Genomic DNA, 18685 nt, shown 5'->3' on the forward strand with positions numbered 1-18685 from the left:
CGCAGGGCCGTCCCGATGGGGCGGACCGCTCGGACGGAGTCTCCCACTGTTGACCCGTGCAGGTGGGCATAATCAGGCCGGGCACGGCACCGGTGCCGGCCGGCTGGATGTGCGAAATCAGGGTCACTGCTTCCGGATAGGTAAGCAGGTTGCCACGCGACCGGCGGTCGCGTGGCAACAATGCCGGCAACGGCGTGAAACCCACTGGATCATCGGGCCGGGCACACCGTGCTACTTCGATTTCTTGCTGTCTTTGTGACCTTTGTGGTGCTTAATGTCCTTGGCCGCTTTGACGGCCACGGCAGCCGCCCCTGCCTTGATCGGAGCCGGAACTTTGGACTCTTTGTGCTTGGTAACTTCCTTGACCTTGGTCCGGTTCTTACGGTCCAAAAGCAGCGAAGCGGCAATGCCCGCCATCCAGACGTCCTTGGCCAGCGGCGTACCCTGCGCTGTGGGGCGGATGCCGTCTTCTTCGGTCAGACCGGGGGTCTTTAGATACATCGTCACCATGCCGCCGGAAAACGCTCCAAGCACCAGGCCCGCAAGCCGGCTGGGCACAAACGGCGTCAGCAGGGTCAGCCCCACCGTAATCTCCGCTGCACTGAGCAGCTTGCCAAACCGGGCAGGGTCCAAATCCATCACCTGGGGAAAGGCATTGGCCGCCATCTGCTGCAGGCCGGCTGCACTTTCCTCGTCTAGGTGGCGTTTCCCCAGACCGGAGTTCAGGATGTAGGCGCCAGTGGCCAGGCGCAGCGGAATGTGGCTGATTCTCATGAGGGGTCCTCCCGTGAAGTCGCTGACATCCCCGAGCCTACGGGCGCCAGGGGCAGCGCGCCAGAGCAGGCAATTTAACTCGGTCCGGGATCAGGACAGGCCCGCCTGTCGACGGTCCTGCGGGTTACCTGCCCTAAGCGAGTGGGGAACACGCCGTGCAAGGTTCACCCTGGCCTCGAAACTCTGCTTTGATGGAACAGAAGGAACGCAGTACCAGCTGTCGTCGACACAAGAAGGTCCTCATGGATTTCCTCCCGGCCGAACACCCCCGGCCGCGACATTTCATTCTTCATCTCAGCGACACGCACCTGCTCGCCGGCCCCGATCCGTTGTACGGGGCGGTGGACAGCCGGGCCAGATTGGCAGAACTTTTTGCCAGGCTGGAGACATCCGGGCAAAAGCCGGAAGCCATTGTCTTCACCGGCGATCTGGCCGACAAAGGCGAACCCCAGGCGTATGCCAAGCTCCGGGACATTGTTGCGCCGGTGGCCGAGCGCATGGGAGCCAAGCTGATCTGGGCCATGGGAAACCATGACAACCGGGAAAGCCTGAAGGCCGAATTACTGGGAGAAACGCCGGACATGGCGCCGGTGGACCGCGTCTACATGGTCAACGGGCTACGGATCATCACTCTGGATTCCACCGTGCCCGGCTACCACCACGGTGAGGTGAGCGGCGCCCAGCTTGACTGGCTCCGGGATGTTCTGAAAACCCCGGCACCGGACGGGACGCTTTTGGCCCTGCACCATCCTCCGGTGCCGAGTGTGCAGGACCTGACGGTGCTGGTGGAGCTGCGCCATCAGCAGGACCTCGCGGCGGCGCTCGCGGGGACCGATGTCCGGTCCATCATCGCCGGGCATCTGCACTACTCAACGTTCGCCACGTTTGCCGGCATCCCTGTATCGGTAGCCTCGGCGACCTGCTACACGCAGGACCTGACCACGCCGGGCAGCCGGGGCCAGGACGCGGGGCAGGCCTACAACATGGTGCATGTCTACGAGGACTCGGTGGTGCATTCGGTGGTTCCGCTGGATGAGGACAAGACAGTCGGTGAGCGCGTGGACGAGGCGGAAACCGCCCGCCGCCTGGAAGCGGCGGGCGTGCGGATCCTGGATGCGCAGCAGCTGGCCTCCGCCTAAGAGCTTCCTCCGGGCAGGGTTTTTCCGGCGGGTATTGTCCCGGGCGGGTTAGATTTCCTCCGGGTACCGTTCCGGTTCCGGGCCCAGATTGAAGAACCTTCCGGTAACTGTTTCCGGCTGGATCTCCACATACCGGTACTTCAGCGTCCGCACCCACGGCTGCAGCGGAAGCTCGTCCGCGGCGTCGATCTCGCTCTGCGCTTCGAGCATGCGGGTGGTGCCTTTGACCACCACTGACCAGGCCTGATCGCTCAGGATCCCATCCGCCTCGAACGCCACATGGTCGTTCACAGTCAGCTCTGCCAGTTTGGTGCCGGGGCTGGTACGGAAGAGGATGACGCCGTCGTGCGCGTAGTAGTTCAGCGGATAGATACTGGGCTGGTTATCCACGCTCACCGCCAGCCGTCCGTGGAAGGTCTTCTCCAGGTACTGCCAGCACTGTTCAGGGCTCAACTCGACAATGGGGGGCCGCTCTTCGGTAGTCATGGCCCCCAGTCTGCCAAGGGCAGACCGATGCCGCCACTACAAGGGACCCCGAACCAGTCTTGACGGGTGATGCAGCACACTACAAGAGTGGAGATAAGTAGGAGAATCTTCACCCTGATCAACAGCGACCTCACAACAGAGAGAACCGTGATGACAGACGCAGAGAACCCGAACCCCGCCGAGGGAGAAGAACACGCCGCCGTCCACCAGCACCTCACCACCCGACAGGGCCATCCCGTCTATGACAACCAGAACAGCCGGACCGTGGGTCCGCGCGGGCCGGCCACGCTGGAGAATTACCCCTTCCTGGAAAAGATCAGCCACTTCGACCGCGAGCGCATTCCTGAACGGGTGGTCCATGCCCGCGGGTTTGTGGCCTTCGGTGAGTTTGAAGCCTCCGGCAAATGGGGCGACGAGCCCATTGACCGCTACTCCCGGGCCCATCTGTTCTCCGAGCCGGGGAAGAAAACAGATGTCGCCATCCGCTTCTCCACCGTGATCGGTGGCCGGGATTCTTCGGAGACCGCCCGTGACCCGCGCGGGTTCGCGGTGAAGTTCTACACCGAGGAAGGCAACTGGGATCTGGTAGGCAACAACCTGGGCGTGTTCTTCATTCGGGATGCCATCAAGTTCCCGGACGTCATCCATTCCCTGAAGCCGGATCCCATCACCTTCCGCCAGGAACCGGCCCGGATCTTCGACTTCATGTCCCAGACACCCGAGTCCATGCACATGCTGGTGAACCTCTTCAGCCCCCGGGGGATCCCCTCGGATTACCGCCATATGCAGGGCTTCGGCGTGAACACCTACAAGTGGGTGAATGAACAGGGCGAGACCAAGTTGGTGAAGTACCACTGGCTGCCGAAACAGGGCGTGAAGTCTCTGACGGAGGAGGACGCCGCGAACATCCAGGCCGGCGACCTCGGCCACGCGTCCAAGGACCTGTACCAGGCCATCGAGACGGGCAATTATCCCCGGTGGGACCTGTACGTGCAGATGATGGATGACAACGATCATCCGGAGCTGGACTGGGATCCGCTGGATGACACCAAAACCTGGCCGGAGCAGGACTTCGTGCCCAAGTACGTGGGCACCATGACCCTGAACCGGAACATCACCGACCACCACAACGAGGCGGAGCAGATCTCCTTTGGCACCGGTGTCCTGGTGGACGGCCTGGACTTCTCCGACGACAAGATGCTGGTGGGCCGCACCTTCAGCTACTCGGACACCCAACGGTACCGGGTGGGTCCGAACTACCTGCAGCTGCCGGTGAATTCGCCCAAGCATGCTCCGGCGGCCACCAACCAGCGCGGCGGCCAGATGTCCTTCTTCACCGATCTGGCGCCGGGGCAGAACCCGCACGTGAACTACGAACCCTCCATCACCGGCGGCATTCCGGAGGCAGCCAAGCCGGCTCATGAGGAGCAGGGCCCGGATCTCGCCGGAAGGCTGACCCGGGCACGGATTCCGCGCACCAACGACTACGTCCAGGCCGGCCAGCGATACCAGCTGATGGAGCAGTGGGAGAAGGACGATCTGGTGGGCAACTTTGTGGCCAACATCGGGGAGGCCGAACGCCCGGTGCAGGAGCGCATGCTCTGGCACTTCTACATGTGCGACGACGAACTCGGCGCGCGTGTGGGCGAGGGGCTGGGCATCGGTTTGCCGGAGGTCCGGGACCTGGGGCCGCTGTCCACCCAAACCCTGTCCGACGCTGAGGAGGCGTGGATGAACAACCTGGGCTCCAACGGGCCGCGGAATGTGGAGGGACTGACCATGACCCACTGTGTTCCCGACGAACACGTGGTGGTCACGCGCTAACTGCTCGCGCTGCACAGCCTTACCCACAGACGACGACGGCGGAGCCCACCTCAGGCGGGCTCCGCCGTCGTCGTTCTGTCGTCTATTTCTCCCAGGGTGCCTTGATGGGGAAGAACTTCTCGAGGAAGTCGGTGACCCGTTCCATGCGTTCTGCGGCCGGGACTTCAGGGAAGCTGCCGTCGTTGAGGCAGAAAAGGTCCATGTTTCGCTTGGCCAGCAGCTTGTCCATGGTCTTCAGGCCGGCATAGGACGTGGTGTCCACGTATTTCACCCTGGCGGTTTCCTGCGTGACAGCGCGCCCCGTGAGCAGCGCGTAGTAGTGGTACAGCGAGTTGGTGACCGAAATATTGTCCTTGGCACGGAAGGTGCTCGCCGCCGTGGCCGCAAACTCGTTCGGGAATTCCGCTTCCATCTCCAGCAGCACGCTCTTGCGCAGCGGAGCGGCGGCGTGTTCCAGATGGCGGGTGGTGATCCGGCCGAACCGCTCCCAAAGCAGGCGGCGGTTCACGCGTGCCGCGTTCTCGAAACCGCTGCGTTCGGAATCATTGGCGCCCAGACCAATCCGGGTGCTGGCCTCGATGAACTTGGTGATGCCGCCGGGGGAGAAGAACAGGTCCGGGCCCACCGGGCGGCCAAAGAACATGTCGTCATTGGAGTAGAGGAAGTGCTCGGCCAGACCGGGAATGTGCTGGAGCTGGGACTCCACGGCCTGCGAGTTGTGCGTCGGCAGGACGGAGGGATCCTTGAAATGTTCCTCGGCGCGGACAAAGGTCACTGAGGGATGGTCAGCCAGCCAGTCCGGGCGGTCCGAATCCGTGGCGATGAAGATCCGGCGGATCCAGGGCGCAAACATGTAGACCGAGCGCAGGGCGTACTTGAGTTCGTTGATCTGGCGGAAACGGGCCTCATGATCATCGCCCTCGCCAACCACGGCATCCTTCATCCGCGCGGCGCGGGCTGCCTGGTATTCGGCCGAGCTGCCGTCCACCCAGGAGAAGACCAGGTCCACGTCAAAGTCGATGTCCGTGGCGTGGTCGGCAAACATGTTCTCGATGGTGGGCCAGGTCAGTCCGTGCTTTTCCACGGTGCCGCGGACCACTTCGTTGGCGGGCAGGGTGCGGCGGGTCAGCGAGTTTTCCACGGGCAGGGTGATTTCCGGGCCGGTGAGGTCCCACAGCTCCAGCTGCACCCCGGCCGACGGGCCGAAGGTGAGGTTGGTTCCGCTGACGGCCCTGGGACGGTAGACCCTGATGATCCGGGACCGCTCCGAGGGCGAGAGTACACCGTCGGCAATCAGCAGGGTGCGGGTCTTTTTCGTATCCACGCTGCGTGAATAGAAGGGCTCCTCCCGGCAGGCTTCCACCATGGCGCGGCGGAGCTGCTCCCGGTGGGCCAAATCGACCGCGATGACCGGGCGCTGATCATTGCCGCGCACCAGCAGGTAGGTGACGCCGGCGTTCTCCAGGACTTTGCGGACAAACATGAGGTCCTCGACCATGGCCTGGTTGGGTGTCAGGCCGGTGTCCATGAGGGTCAGGCGGCCCTTGACCTTGACGACGTCGGGCCGGTGCTCCACCCGCTGCACCACGGCAAGGGACGCGGTTTGGAGGTCTTCGCTCTCATGCTCGGGTTCGGGGGTGCCGAAATACACATCGTGTTCTGCTGCTATATCTGTAATCGGAACCTCCAATAAGTTCGTGTGCGGGGTCGGCGGCCGCGCAGAAGGCGCGCGGCTCGTGCGGCTCTGCACGTAGATGTACTGCTGGCCTGCCGGGTCGTGGCCCGGGGATGCCGGGCGCTTCCCGGAAAGACCGGATGCTCTGGGCTCGGGTGCCGCTGCACAGGTAGCATTGAGTGCTAGCGCGGACATCTCCGGGGAGCTGATGTGAGCTACCGTAACACCACGCTGGCGGCGGCGACGCTGCTTGTGCTCAGTATGTCATCCTGTGCCGTTCCTGCGGACACCGGGGAACCTTCCTCTGCCCCGGGCAACTGGCCGTCCTACGCCACCCCGGACGGGGCACTCGCCTTTGAACACCGTGCCGACTGGACGGTGGAGGAAGTCCAGCCGCTGGCCAATGATCCCGCCGGGGGCGTGTCGATCCAGGTGAACGACGCCGGGGGAGACCTGATTGCCCGGCTGGACACCGGGATCATTACCGATCTTGTATGCGCCGACCCGGATGAGGCGGTGCAGTACACGGAGTACGACTCCCAGCCGATGCCGGAGCTGGGATCGGCGCAGGGCACGGACCAGAGGTTTGTCTACCGCTCCGTTGCCTTCTCCACCCCGGAGCGGGGTGAGCCGGTGGCCACCTATGCGGTGGTCAGTGAGATCGGCGACCGCGGCCAGTGCGGGCTCTTCGATTTCTTCACCTTTACGGAATCCAGCGGCGGCCGTTTTGCGGGCATGTATCCGGTGGAGGCCCTCTCTCCGGGCCAGTCCTATCTGGATGCTGCTGCTGAATACAAGGAGAGCCCGGAATTCCGCGATGTGAAGCGGATGCTGATGTCGCTCCGGGATATGGACTGACTGCAGGAGCCGGGCTCGGATGTGGGCGCTTTTCTGTTTTCTCTGGCGTGCTGTGGATAACTCCGTATGCTGTGGCGCAGCCTCGTACTATTGGCGTCACGTCCAGTCCCGCACCATTTTTGTCCTGGGGGTTTTTGATGTTCCGCACTCGCGCCCGTTCTGTTGTTCCTGTTTCTGCCCGCCTTTCTGCCCGCTTGGGCGCTGCCGGGGTGGCGGCTGTCCTGGTTTTGGGTGGGTGTTCCGGCTCCGGTGCTGAGCCTGATGCGGAGGCCGCCGAGCAGAAAGTCACTTCCAGCGCCTCGCCGAGCGGGAGTGCCAGTCCCAGCGAGGCTGCCACTCCGACCGTGACGCCTACTCCTACTCCTACTGCTGCTGCTTACAAGCCGGCAACCGCTGAGGGTCCTGCGGAGAATGTTCCGCTGCCAGTGATGCCTGAGTTGGCGAAGGAGAAGTCGAAGGAAGGGCTGGAGGCTTTCGCGGAATACTGGTACTCCCTAATTAATTACGGGTATGAGACAGGTGATCCGGAGCCACTTAGAGAGATTACCGGTTCAGATTGTTCACTCAAGAGGACTTGGAGTTCTATGGCCCTGGGGGCATTCACTATGGATCAAAGGATGGTATCTATTCACCGGCAGTACAGTTGATCGAAGCCTCCTATGGGAATGGCTCCTGGTATGCAGTACTAGTTGAAAATATATAGAAATGAACGTTATTAAGAACATCTGGCGTAGCGTTGCCGTATGGACTGTATGTGTTCTCTTGATGCTCTGCGCCAGCGCTCCTTCCATCGCCAAAGTTGAGGGCGGGGGAAATCTCGAAGATGGCAAGGTTACCGGGACATGGACTAGGCACGAAGGTAGTGGTGTCTGGACCTCGGCTGAGATTGGGCTTGCTGAGGACAAAAATGGGTATTATTTCGAACTGGAATGTTTTGACGGGGACGTCGGATATATCGATTGCCTCCGCGGCATAGCGGGCGATTGCAAGCTTGGTCCGGATGGACGCTTGGTGTGGTGGTATTCAGGGCTACTGGTAACTCCCATGGCAGAGTGGCAGCGCCTGCCGGGTGGGCCTTGGTGCGTCTATTCAGTTAATCCGAATGTAGTGGCAGAAATAGAAGGCAGAATTGAAACTGATTTTCAGGAGCGACCCATTGCTTCTAGCAATTTTGTAACACAACCAAATCCTCACAGCTTAGTGGGTATGGAAAACAACATGTATATCAATGCTGAGGTGCAGCCTTTCGATATGACCCTTCTGGGGCAAGACATTCGGATAGTGGCTACCCCTACTGAATTCGAATGGCACTATGGGGATGGCAGCTCGTATGGGCCGGTCTCGTTCGCTGGTGCCGCCCTGCCAGCGGAGCGATTAGGGGAACCGACAGCCACTAGTCATGCCTATTTGTCCCCAGGAGATTACCTGATTTCCATCGTCGTATATTACACCGGGACTTATTCCATCAATGGTGGTCCTATGATCCCAATAGACGGACGGGCATCGGTGGAGAGCGATCCCCAGACTCTGCGCGTTTGGAAATCTGAGTCGCAGAACGTTGCTGACGATTGCCTCGTAAACCCCAACGGCTTCGGTTGTTAGTTTTAACGCTGCGACATAAAAGCTCTTCGGGGTTTGGTAAGAGTGCAGGTATCATCTCCGGGTCGAAACTTCCTCCTTCTTATTTGGTTGCAGATTTGCGCCAGAGTGCTGTGGATAACTCCAAGGCCGAAGTGCAGCCACGTACTGTTGGCATCACATCCAGTCCCGCACCATTTCTGCCATGGGGGTATTTTGATGTTCCGCACCCGCGTCCCTTCTGCTGCTCCAGCTTTTGTCCGCCTCGGTGCCGCCGGTTTGGCTGCCGTCCTGGTCCTGGGCGGCTGCACGAGTTCCGTGGAGCCACAGGTTGAGGCTGCTGAGACTGGCTCTTCGAGCGCATCACCGCCAACTGGGACTGCTGATCCCAGCGAGACCCCAACTCCGACCGCAACGCCGACACCTACTGCGGCGTATAAGCCGGCAACCGCTAATGGTCCTGCGGAGAACGTTCCGTTGCCGGTGATGCCTGAACTTGCGAAGCAGGAGTCCAAGGAGGGCTTGGAATCTTTCGCGGCGTACTGGTTCAGCCTGGTGAACTATGGATATGAAACCGGAGATACATCCCATGTGAGGGAGCTAAGTGGGCCCGAGTGTGAAATCTGCGAATCGTTCTATGTATCAATGGAAAAGGGCTATGTCGATGACGATTGGGTGCAGGGCGGGACACTGACCATCCTGGATCATAATAGCGCGTTTGTATTAACGCCGAAGGGGCGCTATCAGGTAATTTTGAGCATTCAAGAAAACAATAGCTACAACCGTGGCCCAAATGGGGTTTTGTATAGTCAGAACTTTGCGTCTAGATATTCATTTGATCAAATAATGGAAGCAACATATACGGATGGTCGGTGGATCGTGGACCTCGTGGACACTATCTAACAAACGTCGGTCTAGAGCGGAAACCTAACTCAGGCGGGCCTGCCCCATATGTGTTAGAGAGAAGCGGGACGGGGGACCCGAAACAGGGTTCGGGGGTCCTGCAGTAAAGCAGGGTACTTGAACGCCACCCGGTGAACGTTGCCGCGGACCGACACGGTCCGCCTGGCTGTGTCGTTGGTCAGAGATGCCGGCCCAACAGTGCCGACGCACAACACGGAACGGTCGGCACCCAGGACGACGACGTCGTCGCCGTCGTCCATGTCCTCCAGGAACGCCGCCAGCTGGCGGCCCTTCTTACCCGTTATGGGTGTTCCCTTCACTGACAGCATCGGCAGCTCGATCACCGGAGCTCCAGTCGCCTTGTCCAACGGCGCCCGGGCCACCCAAACGCCGTCGCCGGCGGGGTCGGAGGGGAGCGAGGGATGCTCGGGCTCGGGCCACACGTACGGCAGCCCGCCGGGAGTATCCGGGAACAGCGGCGCGTAGACCTCGGGAGATTTTGTGATCAGGTTGGACCGGTGGCTCTCGTGGAACGCGGCGTCCCCAAACCACGGGGGAAGCACGACGTCGGTATCCGCAGCGTCCGGCGCAAACTCCAGGAGCTGCTCGTAAACAGTGTCGGCGTGACCGCGGGAGAGCCACTCATTGGTCATCGCCAGCCCATAGGCGGTCAGGGCCGGAACGTAGCCCATCCACATCCTCATGGCCGGATGGCTCTGCCAGCCGTAGTCCGGGATCACGAGCGCGCGGAGTACCTGCAGGGTTTCCACACGCTGCTTGCCCAGCCGAGCCTGGTCCAGGACCTTGGCGCTGCGGCTGAAACCGTCGTAGGGGAGGAACGTCTGCACGGAATCAGTGTGTCATTTGTCCCCGACGGGGAGCGGGAGGGCGAGGATGAAGTCGCGGAACATATGTCCGCCCACAGTGAAGTTCTTCCTACCAACCTCGCTGAAACCGGACTTGCGGTAGAACGCCTGGGCCCGCAGGTTCAGGTCATTCACTCCCAGCCACAACGTTCGGCAACCGGATACGACGGCGGTGTCCATGGCTGCCTGCATCAGTGCACCAGCCGTCCCGGTGCCGTGGGCAGCGGGATGGACATAGCACTTGGACAGTTCCGCTGCCGGACCGGGCAGCTGCTGCAGGGCTTCAGTGACCTCCGGATCGCTGGGCGGGGAGAAGACCAGCAGTGCGTAGCCGATGAGGTCGCTGTCCTGCCTGGCAGCCAGGATCTTCTTGGAGTCGTCGGCCAGATAGTGCACGAAGGCGTCTTCGGACAGATGTGCGGCAACGAAGGCGGCACTGTCCTCTGCGGTGACGGCCGGCGGACAGGCGAGGGGAAAGGTCAGCGCGGCCAGCTTTGCCAGTTCCTGTGCGTCGGCGGGAGTTGCTGGGCTAACAGAAGTAGTCACGGGTCCAGCTTAGGCATGCGGCGTAATCCTTGGTGAAGATTAAGGGTGTTGCGAAGGATTCCTGAACATTGGAAAAGGCGTCGCGCGGGAGTCCCCGGAGCGCAGGTTCCCACTCTTTGATACCTCGTGGGGCCAGAGTGACCCCAGCAGAAACACCAGCCACAAAGAGTGGGAACGCGTGCTGGCCCCAGGCCTGCCCGCGGCTGAAAAGCGTCGAGAGCCAGACCAGAGCCCGCCCTCCGTCGCCCCCCGCCCGCAGTCCTCCGTTAGTACTCCGCGTACATTTCCCCAACCGCCAACGGCGCGTCCGTCCGGTTATCCGGGCCGGGCAGCGGGCAGGCCCATGCCTCGTCGTAGGCGCAGGACGGGTTGTACAAAAAGTTGAAGTCCAGGACCAGGCTGCCCGGAGCCGCACCCAGCCCAAGATCCGCACCCTTGATGGTGTCCAGCAGGTACCGGCCGCCGCCGTAGCTTCCGCCGTCCGTGCCGGAGAGCGCATCACGGACGGGCAGGAAGATCCCGCCACCGTACGAGGCCAGACGCCACACCGCCAACCGACCCACGCCGTCGGCCGCCACGGTACCCAGCCGGACAAACGGCACCACGCCGTCCGTTCCGGTGGGCACCTCCATCCGTTCCCCGGCGCCGTCGTCGTCGATCAGTGCATCGCAGCGCAGGTCCGGGTTGTAGGCGGCCACTTCCAACCCGCGGAAACGTTCCCGGGCGTGCGGCTTCAACGGTGAGACGGGGTGCTCGGCGAAGAGTCGGTCCCGTTCGGCGCGCCACAATTCGTGGGCGTACGACGGCGACACCTCCTGGGCGGTGAGGCGCACCTGGGCGTACAGGCCGAAAACGCGTTGGCGCCAGTCCGCTGTCTGCAGGACCGTTACGGGGGAAACCATCTGTCCAGCGTAGTGTGTTCGGGTGACTACCGGACTCCTCATCGTCGTACTCGTTGCCATTTTCATCGGCGCCATTGCACAGCGCATCGCCGGCCTCGGCTTTGCCCTGCTCATTTCTCCGTTCCTGGTGATCCTGCTGGGATCTCACGGCGGCGTGCTGATGGTGAATGTGTGCGGTCTGGTGTCCTCGGCGCTGATCATGCTGCGGGTCTGGAAGGACATTGACTGGAGCATGTACCGCTGGCTGGCCGTCCCGGCAGTCTTCGGCAGCATCCCCGCATCGGTTGCAGCCGTGTACCTGCCGGCAGCACCCATGGCCGTGGTGGTGGGTGCCATTGTGCTGGTTGCGCTGACCGCATCGCTGGTGATGCAGCGTTCCTCGGTGACGGTGACCGGCAATGCACCGAAGGCTGTTGCGGGGTTTCTGTCCGGAGTGACCAACGCGGTGGCCGGGGTGGGCGGACCGTCGGTCAGTGCGTACGCGCTGATGGCCCGCTGGCCCCAGCGTCCCTTCGCCGCCACCCTGCAGCCGTTTTTCGTCACCATTGCCATTGTCACCCTGACCTCCAAGCTGTCTCTGGACCCGGGCCAGATGCCGCCGTTCGAGCCCTGGGCCTGGGGGCTGATCGCCCTGATGATCATCGGCGGGATCTACGCCGGCGAGAAGCTGCAACGCTTCATCCGCGATGACCAGGCACGGGCCGCCGTGGTCATCATTGCGTTCATCGGTGCCGCAGCCGCACTGGCCAAGGGGATTTTCGACCTGGCCGCCTGAGCACGGCAGCTCGACCTGGCCGCCTGAGCACGGCAGCTCGACCTGGCCGCCTGAGCACGGCAGGCCCTTCGCAGCAGCCGACTCGCGGCAGCTCCTGAACGGCCCGCCGCGCACCGGGTGGGACGATAGGAACGATGAAACTTTCTACCCGCCCAAAAACTCCGGGTGTACTGCCCATGCCCCTGTGGCTGCAGGGAGTGGTCGAGCTCGGCCAGGCTGCAGTCCTCTCCGCCCTGATGATTTTCCTGCCGCTGATCGGCGTCTGGTTTGCCAGCGGCTTCACCGACCGTGACTTCGCCTCGTTGGCCCGGCTCGGCGGACAGGGATGGCTCCTGATCCACGGGGTGCCGCTGACCCTGACCTTTCCCGCCGGAACCGTGGCCACCGGGGTAACCTCCGGTGTGCTCTCGCTGTTCCCGCTGGGCCTGACGCTCATTCCGTTCTTCCTGTCCTGGCGCGCCGGCCGCCGGCTGGCCAAGGCGTCCTACACGGACCAGCTCTGGCAGGCGCTGCTGGGGGCGCTGGCAACCTACGCCCTGCTCGGCGGTGCGGCGGCTTACTTCTCCGGCAACGACGACGTCGCCGTCTCGGTGACTGCCGGGGCCCTGATTCCGCTGATCTCGGCGGGACTGGGACTAATCGTCGGTGCCCGCCGCGAGTCCGGGTCCTGGGTGCGGCTGATCGGCGTGGACCTGACCGACTGGATCTCCCGCACCAGCCAGCACTCGCGCTGGGCCGGCTCGTACGTGTGGGCCGTCATCCGCGCCGGAGCGGTGGGTATCGTCGCAGCGCTGGGCTTCTCCGCCCTGCTGGTGACGGTGGCGCTGGCCATGAGCTGGGCTGAAATCGTCACTGTCTACCAGCACCTGGATGCCGGAATTATCGGCGGGGTGGTACTGACCGTCGTCGAGCTGGGATTGATGCCCAACTTTGTGGGCTGGGCACTGGGCTGGACCTCGGGAGCCGGCTTCTCGCTGGGAACCGGGAGCCTGATCAGCCCGCTGGAAACAACCGTTGGTCCGCTGCCGGCCGTTCCGGTGCTGGCCGCGCTGCCCGCCGGCGGAGCGGAATATGCCGTTGCCGTGCTGATCCTGCCCGTTATCGCGGGCTTCCTGGCCGGCTGGTGGTTCCTCCGCGAAGGAGAAAACCATTTTGATGAATGGCTCTCGCTGAAGATCCGGGCACGCTGGTTCACCGCAACCGTCTCCACGCTCCTGCTGGGCGCTTTCGTGGGTCTGGTGTCCGGGATCCTGGCTGCCGCCGCCGTCCTGATCTCGGGAGGGTCTGCGGGCATCGGCCGCTTTGTTGACATAGGCGCGGACCCGCTATGGACGGGCCTCTGGATTGCTGCCGAAGTGGCTGTGGGCGTGGTGGTGGGTTACGCCGTCGGGCCCTGGCTGGAGCGCGAGGAGCGCCGCTGACGGACGTGCTGGAAAAACAGCAGCGCGGCGTAACCAAACATCGCCAGGCCAAGCGCCGGGCGGAGCCAGCCCAGGTCGCCGCGCTGCGCCAGCAGGTCCGGATATCCCAGATAGGGGAGCGTAGCCACCACCCTGCCCTGAAGGGCTGATGGCGGGACCGCCGGATCGGGCAGCGAATTCGCGTCGCCCTGCAAAACCAGCTCACGCGACCCATCTGCGGCCGCGGCGAAACCGGTCAGCCGGTGCGTGATCGGAAGCGCATCGGGCGCAGCACCGGCGGGCAGATAGGTCAGGATCTCACCCACCTGGACGGTAGCCGGATCCACCTCACGCACCAGCACCACATGCCCCGGGCGGAGCGAGGGCTCCATCGAGGAGCTCAGAACGGTCAGCGGGCGCAGCCCCACGAGCGGGGGACCGGCCACCAGCCCGAACAGTGTCACCAGGAGGCAGGCCGCCGCCAGCTTCCCCATCAGCGGGAAGATCCCGCGGCCGTTTTTCAGCGTTGAAAGAGTCCGTTACTGAACTCGGACTGGCACTGGTCCTTGGCTTCCATGGTCAGCGCGTTGCGCATGCAGTTTTCAAGCTTTTCGGTACTGTCCCACGTGGCAACGGCCAGTCCAAGACCAAGCGTCATCACCACAGACGCCACCAGGCCAAGAGAGGTCACAAACATCTGCACCGGGCCGGTGCTGAAGCGCAGCACCTTGACCAGCGTCATAATGCCGACGACGACGGCGGCCACTCCCAGCACCAGCGGCACCACTTTCCACGGCAGGGCGAGCCCCGAGGTGAGCAGCAGGGCAACAACCAGGGCACCGAAAACCCGCAGGTAGCCGCGGGTGCTCTGCTTCTGTTCGTCGGTGGCGGGGGTCTTTTTGGGTGCCTGCTGCAACGGCGGGGGAGTCTGGTCAGGGGCACGGCCGTCGTTGTTCATGGTTTAACCCTAGGCGACGGCTGAGCCTAAGGTTGACGCATGCGCATTGTTGTTCTCGTGTCCGGCACCGGATCCAACCTTCAGGCCGTTTTGGACGCCGTGGCGGAGGGGAAGCTCGACGTCGATATCGCCGCCGTCGGAGCCGACCGACCAGGCACCCTTGGTGTGCAGCGTGCAGCCGACGCCGGCTTCGAGACGTTTGTGGTGAATTTCCGTGACTATCCGGTGCGCTCGGAGTGGAATGCGGCCCTGACGGAAACAGTGGCCTCCTATCACCCGGACATCGTGCTGTCCTCGGGCTTTATGCGCATTGTGGACGAGCATTTCATCAGGGCTTTTGAAGGCCGCTACCTCAATACGCATCCGGCGCTGCTGCCCGCTTTCCCCGGGGCCCACGGGGTGCGCGATGCTCTGGCCTACGGGGTCAAAGTCGCCGGCTGCACCGTGCACATTGCCGACGCCGGGGTGGACACCGGTCCGATCCTGGCGCAGGCTGCCGTGGAGGTTCTGGACGACGACACCGAGGAAACCCTGCACGAGCGCATCAAGGTCCAGGAACGTCGGCTGCTGATCGAAACGCTGCGCAGGGTCAGCGCCGAGGGCCTCCCTGCGCTGAACAAGTAGGCGGCCGGTTCCCCTTAGTCCAGGGCAGCGCCCCGGGTTTCCGGCGCAAACCGCATCATCCAGATCACGGCCAGCACCACCAGGGCACCGGCAAGTCCAAAGGACAGCGGCAGGCCCAAATAGGGCCAGCTGATGGAGACGAAGATCAGCGGACCAAAGCCTGCACCAATGCGCGAGACAGTGGAAGCCCAGCCAAATCCGCTGCCGCGCAGCTCGGTGGGGTACAGCTCGGAGACATAGGCGTACAGCACCGGGATGGCTACCTGCACCACAAATCCGTAGGCCAACAGCCAGCCCGTGGCCGCTGCCGGCACGTCCAGCACCAGCGCAACAATCACGAGGATGAGCGCGGAGAGCGGGCCGGTGACGGCCAGGATCCACTTGCGTCCCACACGTTCAACCAACAGGGCGGCAACAATCACTCCCAAGAGTCCGACGGCGGCCATCCCCGAGGTGGTCAGGAACGCTGCGTATTCCTTGAAGCCCGAATCCACGAGGATCTTGGGCATCCAGGTGAGCGCGAGGTAGTAGACCAGCAGCACGGTGAAGAAGAGGGACCATGCGGTCAGCGTGATCTTCCAGCTGTACCGCCAGAGGTCCGTCAGTTGGGTCCCGACGGCCCGCAGCGACAGCTTCGCGGGTTCCTCCGGCTCGGGCAGCCGCCAGCGGGTCACCGTGGAACCGGTGCTCTTGATGAGCCCGTTGATGACCGTTTCGGCTTCCGCTGTGCGTCCCTTGCGGACCAGGAAGAGGGGAGATTCGGGCACGGACCGCCTGACCCAGAAGACAAGCAGTGCCGGCAGCACCATGATCAGCATGGTGAACCGCCAGTCGGCCAGGGTGGCCATGATCAGCGCCGAGGTTGCGCCGCAGAGCGCTGCGCCCACCGGCCACCAGCCGTCCATCGCCGTCAACACCCTGCCTCGCTGTTTACGGGGGGTGAACTCTCCCACCAGGGCGTAATCCACGGGGACGCAGCCGCCAAGGCCGAAGCCTGCCATGAAGCGGAAGATGCAGAACCAGATGATGTCCGGGGAGAAGGCGCCCAGCACGGTGAAGAGTGAAAAGACCAGCAGGGTGGCGGTGAAGGCTCTCTTGCGGCCAATGGCATCGGCAATTGAGCCCCAGACAAACGCCCCGATGGCCATGCCCAGCAGGTTCGCGGTGCCGATCCATGCGGCCTGGGCAGGCACCAGGTCCCACTGCTTGGAAAGCAGCGGAATGAGGACCCCGTTCAGGGTCACGTCCCAGGCGTCGAACATGAAACCCAGGCCGCCGATGATGAAGATGCGTCCCTGCACTTTCCACTTCCACGGCAGGTTTTGGACCACCTGATCGCCCGTAGGCAGGGTGTCGGTGGTTGTCATGGGAAGGCCTTCCAAGCGGCGGAGGTGCGGGGATTGGCCAGCCCTCGCGGCAGGTCCGAAGAAACTGTACATCGCGGGCCGGATGATGTGGGAAACCGGAGGGGAGTTGTCTGCTTGCAGAGGGGTAGCAGTAACGAGGTTCACCGGTCGACGGCGTGCAAAGGCCGGCAGCTCTTGGGAAATCCAATGGGGGCAGGTAATCAGCAAAAATATTCGAGTGTTTTTCTTGAAATGTCCCGTAACTAAACACGGCTCACTTCATGATCTACATCACTAAAATAGAAGACATGTACTACTCACCCGCTCATGACAGGGCTCCTAGCAGGGCTATTGGCAGGAGCAGCACAAACCCAGGTCCGGCCTCCGCGGCGGCCAGCGAACGCTGTAACACGTCGGACGCCGCGGCGCTGGAAGCTGCAGAGACCTCGGTAAGAGCACAGTTGATCGATCACATCCGGGTGTTGGAAGAACTCAAAGGCAGTATTTGTGCCGCGCAGGCTCGCGCTGCCGCGGTTTTTGACGAGTCATCCAGACGGAGCCAGGCGCGTGCTGGAGTGAAAGCGGAGCAGCTGGGCCGTGGGGTGGCAGCGCAGGTTGCGCTGGCCCGGCGCGAGTCTCCGAATAACGGTGGCCGGCTGCTGGGGCTGGCGCGCATCCTCAGTACTGAGATGCCGCATACCCTGCGCGCTTTGAGCCGCGGAGTCATTAGCGAATGGCGGGCCACCATTCTGGTGCGGGAGACTGCCTGTCTGACCCTGGTCGATCGGCAGAAGGTCGACGAGCTGATCGCCGGTGACCAGGACAGACTTGAGCAGCTGGGAGACCGGAAACTGATTGCCGCGATCAAATCCCTGTCCTACGGACTGGATCCGCTCAGCGTGGTGAACCGGGCGGCAAAGGCTGCTTCGGATCGGTTTGTATCCTGTCGTCCGGCACCGGACACCATGACGTACGTGAGCGCGCTGCTGCCGGTAGCCCAGGGCGTGGGAGTGATGGCGGCATTGACGCGGACGGCCGACCGGGCCCGAGCTGGGGGAGATCCCCGTTCTAAGGGCCAGGTCATGGCCGATACCTTCGTTGAACTGTTGACCGGTCAGGCCCGAGCGGAGGACCTGCGGGTGGAAGTGCAGCTGATCATGACGGACAGGACACTGCTGCACGGAGTCCTTCCGGCCTCTGGTGGCCCGGCTGATCCGGGTGGCCCGGCTGAGGCGTTCGTGCCCAACGGGGCGGAGCCAGCCGTGCTGGCCGGGTACGGAATTGTCCCCGCGCAGTGGGCGCGGGACCTGATCCGCAGCAGCAATAAATACAAGAGCGACAGCGGGAAAACCAGAAGGACCAGAAGGACCAGGAGAATCGAAATAGACACGGAACAGGTACGAGAGGCTGAAGAGGGCAGCAACCGCAGTTTGCAGTCCCGCCCTGTCCGCAGGGAGCCCCGCACAGAGGTGTGGCTTCGCCGGCTCTACACGGCACCGGACAGCGGTCGGCTCACCGCCATGGACTCCCGCGCCAGGCTGGTTCCGGACGGTCTGGCCCGGCTGATAGCCGCCCGCGACCAGATCTGCCGGACACCGTGGTGTGGGGCGCCGATCCGGCACTATGACCACATCAAACCATTCCGCGAGGGAGGCCCCACCAGCGCAGAGAACATACAGGGGTTATGCGTGGCCTGCAATCAGGCTAAAGAAGCGCCAGGATGGACAGCCCGGAGTGAAGGAGCACCCGCATCCTTCGCAGTCCAAGGCCCCGCAGTCCAAGGCCCCGCAGTCCCAGACCACGCAGTCCGAGACCGGGCGGGCCATCCGCCAGACCGGCACAGCGTAGTAACCACTACGCCAACCGGCCACATGTACCGCTCCACCGCTCCGCCGCTTCCGGGCCAGTGGTAGGACTGCCGCACCAATCCGGCGCAGCTCGTCATCGTGTGGCAGGCGTTCACACTGCCGGAGCTTCACACTCGGCCTGAGCTTCACACTCTGCCCGCCAGGGCACTGTGACCTAAACTGT

The 18685-nt window shown here is 63.1% G+C and carries 19 protein-coding genes; 10 read left to right on the forward strand and 9 right to left on the reverse strand.

Annotation, left to right across the window (positions count from 1 at the left end; all coding sequences use genetic code 11):
- Positions 1–231: 231 nt before the first annotated feature.
- Entirely contained in the window at positions 232–774 is a 543-nt protein-coding gene (locus ABIB35_RS02095) for a hypothetical protein (RefSeq protein WP_354178489.1), read from the reverse strand.
- Positions 775–1016: 242 nt separating this feature from the next.
- On the opposite strand from ABIB35_RS02095, the gene ABIB35_RS02100 reads away from it, so the two are divergent.
- A complete protein-coding gene (locus ABIB35_RS02100; RefSeq protein WP_354178491.1) occupies positions 1017–1913 on the forward strand; it encodes a phosphodiesterase in 897 nt (298 codons plus the stop codon).
- Positions 1914–1961: 48 nt separating this feature from the next.
- Here the strand turns inward: ABIB35_RS02100 and ABIB35_RS02105 are convergent, their stop codons facing one another.
- A complete protein-coding gene (locus tag ABIB35_RS02105) occupies positions 1962–2399 on the reverse strand; it encodes a pyridoxamine 5'-phosphate oxidase family protein (protein WP_354178494.1) in 438 nt (145 codons plus the stop codon).
- Between the two features lie 150 nt (positions 2400–2549).
- Here ABIB35_RS02105 and ABIB35_RS02110 point away from each other — a divergent pair, with 150 nt between their 5' ends.
- Positions 2550–4223 (forward strand): catalase, encoded by a 1674-nt coding sequence (locus ABIB35_RS02110; protein ID WP_354178496.1) that lies wholly within the window; start codon positions 2550–2552, stop codon positions 4221–4223.
- An 82-nt stretch (positions 4224–4305) separates the two neighbouring features.
- Here the strand turns inward: ABIB35_RS02110 and ABIB35_RS02115 are convergent, their stop codons facing one another.
- The gene (locus ABIB35_RS02115; RefSeq protein WP_502915705.1) at positions 4306–5874 is read right to left on the reverse strand and encodes a stealth family protein; all 1569 of its coding nucleotides are present in this window, start codon (positions 5872–5874) and stop codon (positions 4306–4308) included.
- A 234-nt stretch (positions 5875–6108) separates the two neighbouring features.
- Between ABIB35_RS02115 and ABIB35_RS02120 the strand changes: the two genes are divergently transcribed.
- The 4 genes from ABIB35_RS02120 to ABIB35_RS02135 all read left to right on the forward strand — a co-directional run bounded on the left by ABIB35_RS02120 (position 6109) and on the right by ABIB35_RS02135 (position 9237).
- Positions 6109–6756 (forward strand): hypothetical protein, encoded by a 648-nt coding sequence (locus ABIB35_RS02120; RefSeq protein WP_354178498.1) that lies wholly within the window; start codon positions 6109–6111, stop codon positions 6754–6756.
- 137 nt (positions 6757–6893) lie between these two features.
- Positions 6894–7403 carry a DUF6318 family protein gene (locus ABIB35_RS02125; RefSeq protein WP_354178499.1) on the forward strand — a complete coding sequence of 170 codons (510 nt, stop codon included), beginning with the start codon at positions 6894–6896 and terminating at the stop codon, positions 7401–7403.
- Positions 7404–7461: 58 nt separating this feature from the next.
- Positions 7462–8358 (forward strand): hypothetical protein, encoded by an 897-nt coding sequence (locus ABIB35_RS02130; protein ID WP_354178501.1) that lies wholly within the window; start codon positions 7462–7464, stop codon positions 8356–8358.
- A gap of 195 nt (positions 8359–8553) precedes the next feature.
- On the forward strand, positions 8554–9237 hold the full coding sequence (locus tag ABIB35_RS02135) for a DUF6318 family protein (protein ID WP_354178503.1): 684 nt from the start codon (positions 8554–8556) through the stop codon (positions 9235–9237).
- A gap of 53 nt (positions 9238–9290) precedes the next feature.
- Here the strand turns inward: ABIB35_RS02135 and ABIB35_RS02140 are convergent, their stop codons facing one another.
- The 3 genes from ABIB35_RS02140 to ABIB35_RS02150 form a co-directional block, all read right to left on the reverse strand.
- On the reverse strand, positions 9291–10085 hold the full coding sequence (locus ABIB35_RS02140; protein WP_354178505.1) for an MSMEG_6728 family protein: 795 nt from the start codon (positions 10083–10085) through the stop codon (positions 9291–9293).
- A 12-nt stretch (positions 10086–10097) separates the two neighbouring features.
- Positions 10098–10649 (reverse strand): GNAT family N-acetyltransferase, encoded by a 552-nt coding sequence (locus tag ABIB35_RS02145; protein ID WP_354178507.1) that lies wholly within the window; start codon positions 10647–10649, stop codon positions 10098–10100.
- A 266-nt stretch (positions 10650–10915) separates the two neighbouring features.
- The gene (locus ABIB35_RS02150; RefSeq protein ID WP_354178509.1) at positions 10916–11551 is read right to left on the reverse strand and encodes a DUF1684 domain-containing protein; all 636 of its coding nucleotides are present in this window, start codon (positions 11549–11551) and stop codon (positions 10916–10918) included.
- Positions 11552–11573: 22 nt separating this feature from the next.
- On the opposite strand from ABIB35_RS02150, the gene ABIB35_RS02155 reads away from it, so the two are divergent.
- Together ABIB35_RS02155 and ABIB35_RS02160 are read left to right on the forward strand one after the other, a co-directional pair.
- Entirely contained in the window at positions 11574–12326 is a 753-nt protein-coding gene (locus tag ABIB35_RS02155; protein WP_354178511.1) for a TSUP family transporter, read from the forward strand.
- 134 nt (positions 12327–12460) lie between these two features.
- Complete coding sequence (locus ABIB35_RS02160) at positions 12461–13747, forward strand: cell division protein PerM (protein ID WP_354178513.1); 1287 nt, start codon at positions 12461–12463, stop codon at positions 13745–13747.
- Here ABIB35_RS02160 and ABIB35_RS02165 read toward each other — a convergent pair.
- Both ABIB35_RS02165 and ABIB35_RS02170 read right to left on the reverse strand, forming a co-directional pair.
- Positions 13705–14220 (reverse strand): signal peptidase I, encoded by a 516-nt coding sequence (locus tag ABIB35_RS02165; protein ID WP_354178515.1) that lies wholly within the window; start codon positions 14218–14220, stop codon positions 13705–13707. The two genes, ABIB35_RS02160 and ABIB35_RS02165, sit on opposite strands and share 43 nt — an antisense overlap.
- A gap of 26 nt (positions 14221–14246) precedes the next feature.
- On the reverse strand, positions 14247–14684 hold the full coding sequence (locus ABIB35_RS02170) for a hypothetical protein (RefSeq protein WP_354178517.1): 438 nt from the start codon (positions 14682–14684) through the stop codon (positions 14247–14249).
- A 39-nt stretch (positions 14685–14723) separates the two neighbouring features.
- Here ABIB35_RS02170 and purN point away from each other — a divergent pair, with 39 nt between their 5' ends.
- A complete protein-coding gene (purN, locus tag ABIB35_RS02175; RefSeq protein ID WP_354178518.1) occupies positions 14724–15308 on the forward strand; it encodes a phosphoribosylglycinamide formyltransferase in 585 nt (194 codons plus the stop codon).
- A 14-nt stretch (positions 15309–15322) separates the two neighbouring features.
- Here purN and ABIB35_RS02180 read toward each other — a convergent pair whose 3' ends face one another.
- Positions 15323–16675, reverse strand: coding sequence for an MFS transporter (locus ABIB35_RS02180; RefSeq protein ID WP_354178519.1), 1353 nt, complete (start codon positions 16673–16675; stop codon positions 15323–15325).
- Positions 16676–17082: 407 nt separating this feature from the next.
- Here ABIB35_RS02180 and ABIB35_RS02185 point away from each other — a divergent pair, with 407 nt between their 5' ends.
- A complete protein-coding gene (locus ABIB35_RS02185; protein WP_502915713.1) occupies positions 17083–18567 on the forward strand; it encodes an HNH endonuclease in 1485 nt (494 codons plus the stop codon).
- Positions 18568–18685: the final 118 nt, after the last annotated feature.

It is taken from the genome of Arthrobacter sp. UYP6 (assembly GCF_040547315.1).
Classification (GTDB): Bacteria; Actinomycetota; Actinomycetes; order Actinomycetales; family Micrococcaceae; genus Arthrobacter_B.

What these genes read in the sequence shown, in the direction of transcription:
- ABIB35_RS02095 (WP_354178489.1), bottom strand. Translation starts at nt 774, where the DNA reads ATGAGAATCAGCCACATTCCGCTGCGCCTGGCCACTGGCGCCTACATC.
- ABIB35_RS02100 (WP_354178491.1), top strand. Translation starts at nt 1,017, where the DNA reads ATGGATTTCCTCCCGGCCGAACACCCCCGGCCGCGACATTTCATTCTT.
- ABIB35_RS02105 (WP_354178494.1), bottom strand. Translation starts at nt 2,399, where the DNA reads ATGACTACCGAAGAGCGGCCCCCCATTGTCGAGTTGAGCCCTGAACAG.
- ABIB35_RS02110 (WP_354178496.1), top strand. Translation starts at nt 2,550, where the DNA reads ATGACAGACGCAGAGAACCCGAACCCCGCCGAGGGAGAAGAACACGCC.
- ABIB35_RS02125 (WP_354178499.1), top strand. Translation starts at nt 6,894, where the DNA reads ATGTTCCGCACTCGCGCCCGTTCTGTTGTTCCTGTTTCTGCCCGCCTT.
- ABIB35_RS02130 (WP_354178501.1), top strand. Translation starts at nt 7,462, where the DNA reads ATGAACGTTATTAAGAACATCTGGCGTAGCGTTGCCGTATGGACTGTA.
- ABIB35_RS02135 (WP_354178503.1), top strand. Translation starts at nt 8,554, where the DNA reads ATGTTCCGCACCCGCGTCCCTTCTGCTGCTCCAGCTTTTGTCCGCCTC.
- ABIB35_RS02150 (WP_354178509.1), bottom strand. Translation starts at nt 11,551, where the DNA reads ATGGTTTCCCCCGTAACGGTCCTGCAGACAGCGGACTGGCGCCAACGC.
- ABIB35_RS02160 (WP_354178513.1), top strand. Translation starts at nt 12,461, where the DNA reads ATGAAACTTTCTACCCGCCCAAAAACTCCGGGTGTACTGCCCATGCCC.
- ABIB35_RS02165 (WP_354178515.1), bottom strand. Translation starts at nt 14,220, where the DNA reads ATGGGGAAGCTGGCGGCGGCCTGCCTCCTGGTGACACTGTTCGGGCTG.
- ABIB35_RS02170 (WP_354178517.1), bottom strand. Translation starts at nt 14,684, where the DNA reads ATGAACAACGACGGCCGTGCCCCTGACCAGACTCCCCCGCCGTTGCAG.
- purN (WP_354178518.1), top strand. Translation starts at nt 14,724, where the DNA reads ATGCGCATTGTTGTTCTCGTGTCCGGCACCGGATCCAACCTTCAGGCC.
- ABIB35_RS02180 (WP_354178519.1), bottom strand. Translation starts at nt 16,675, where the DNA reads ATGACAACCACCGACACCCTGCCTACGGGCGATCAGGTGGTCCAAAAC.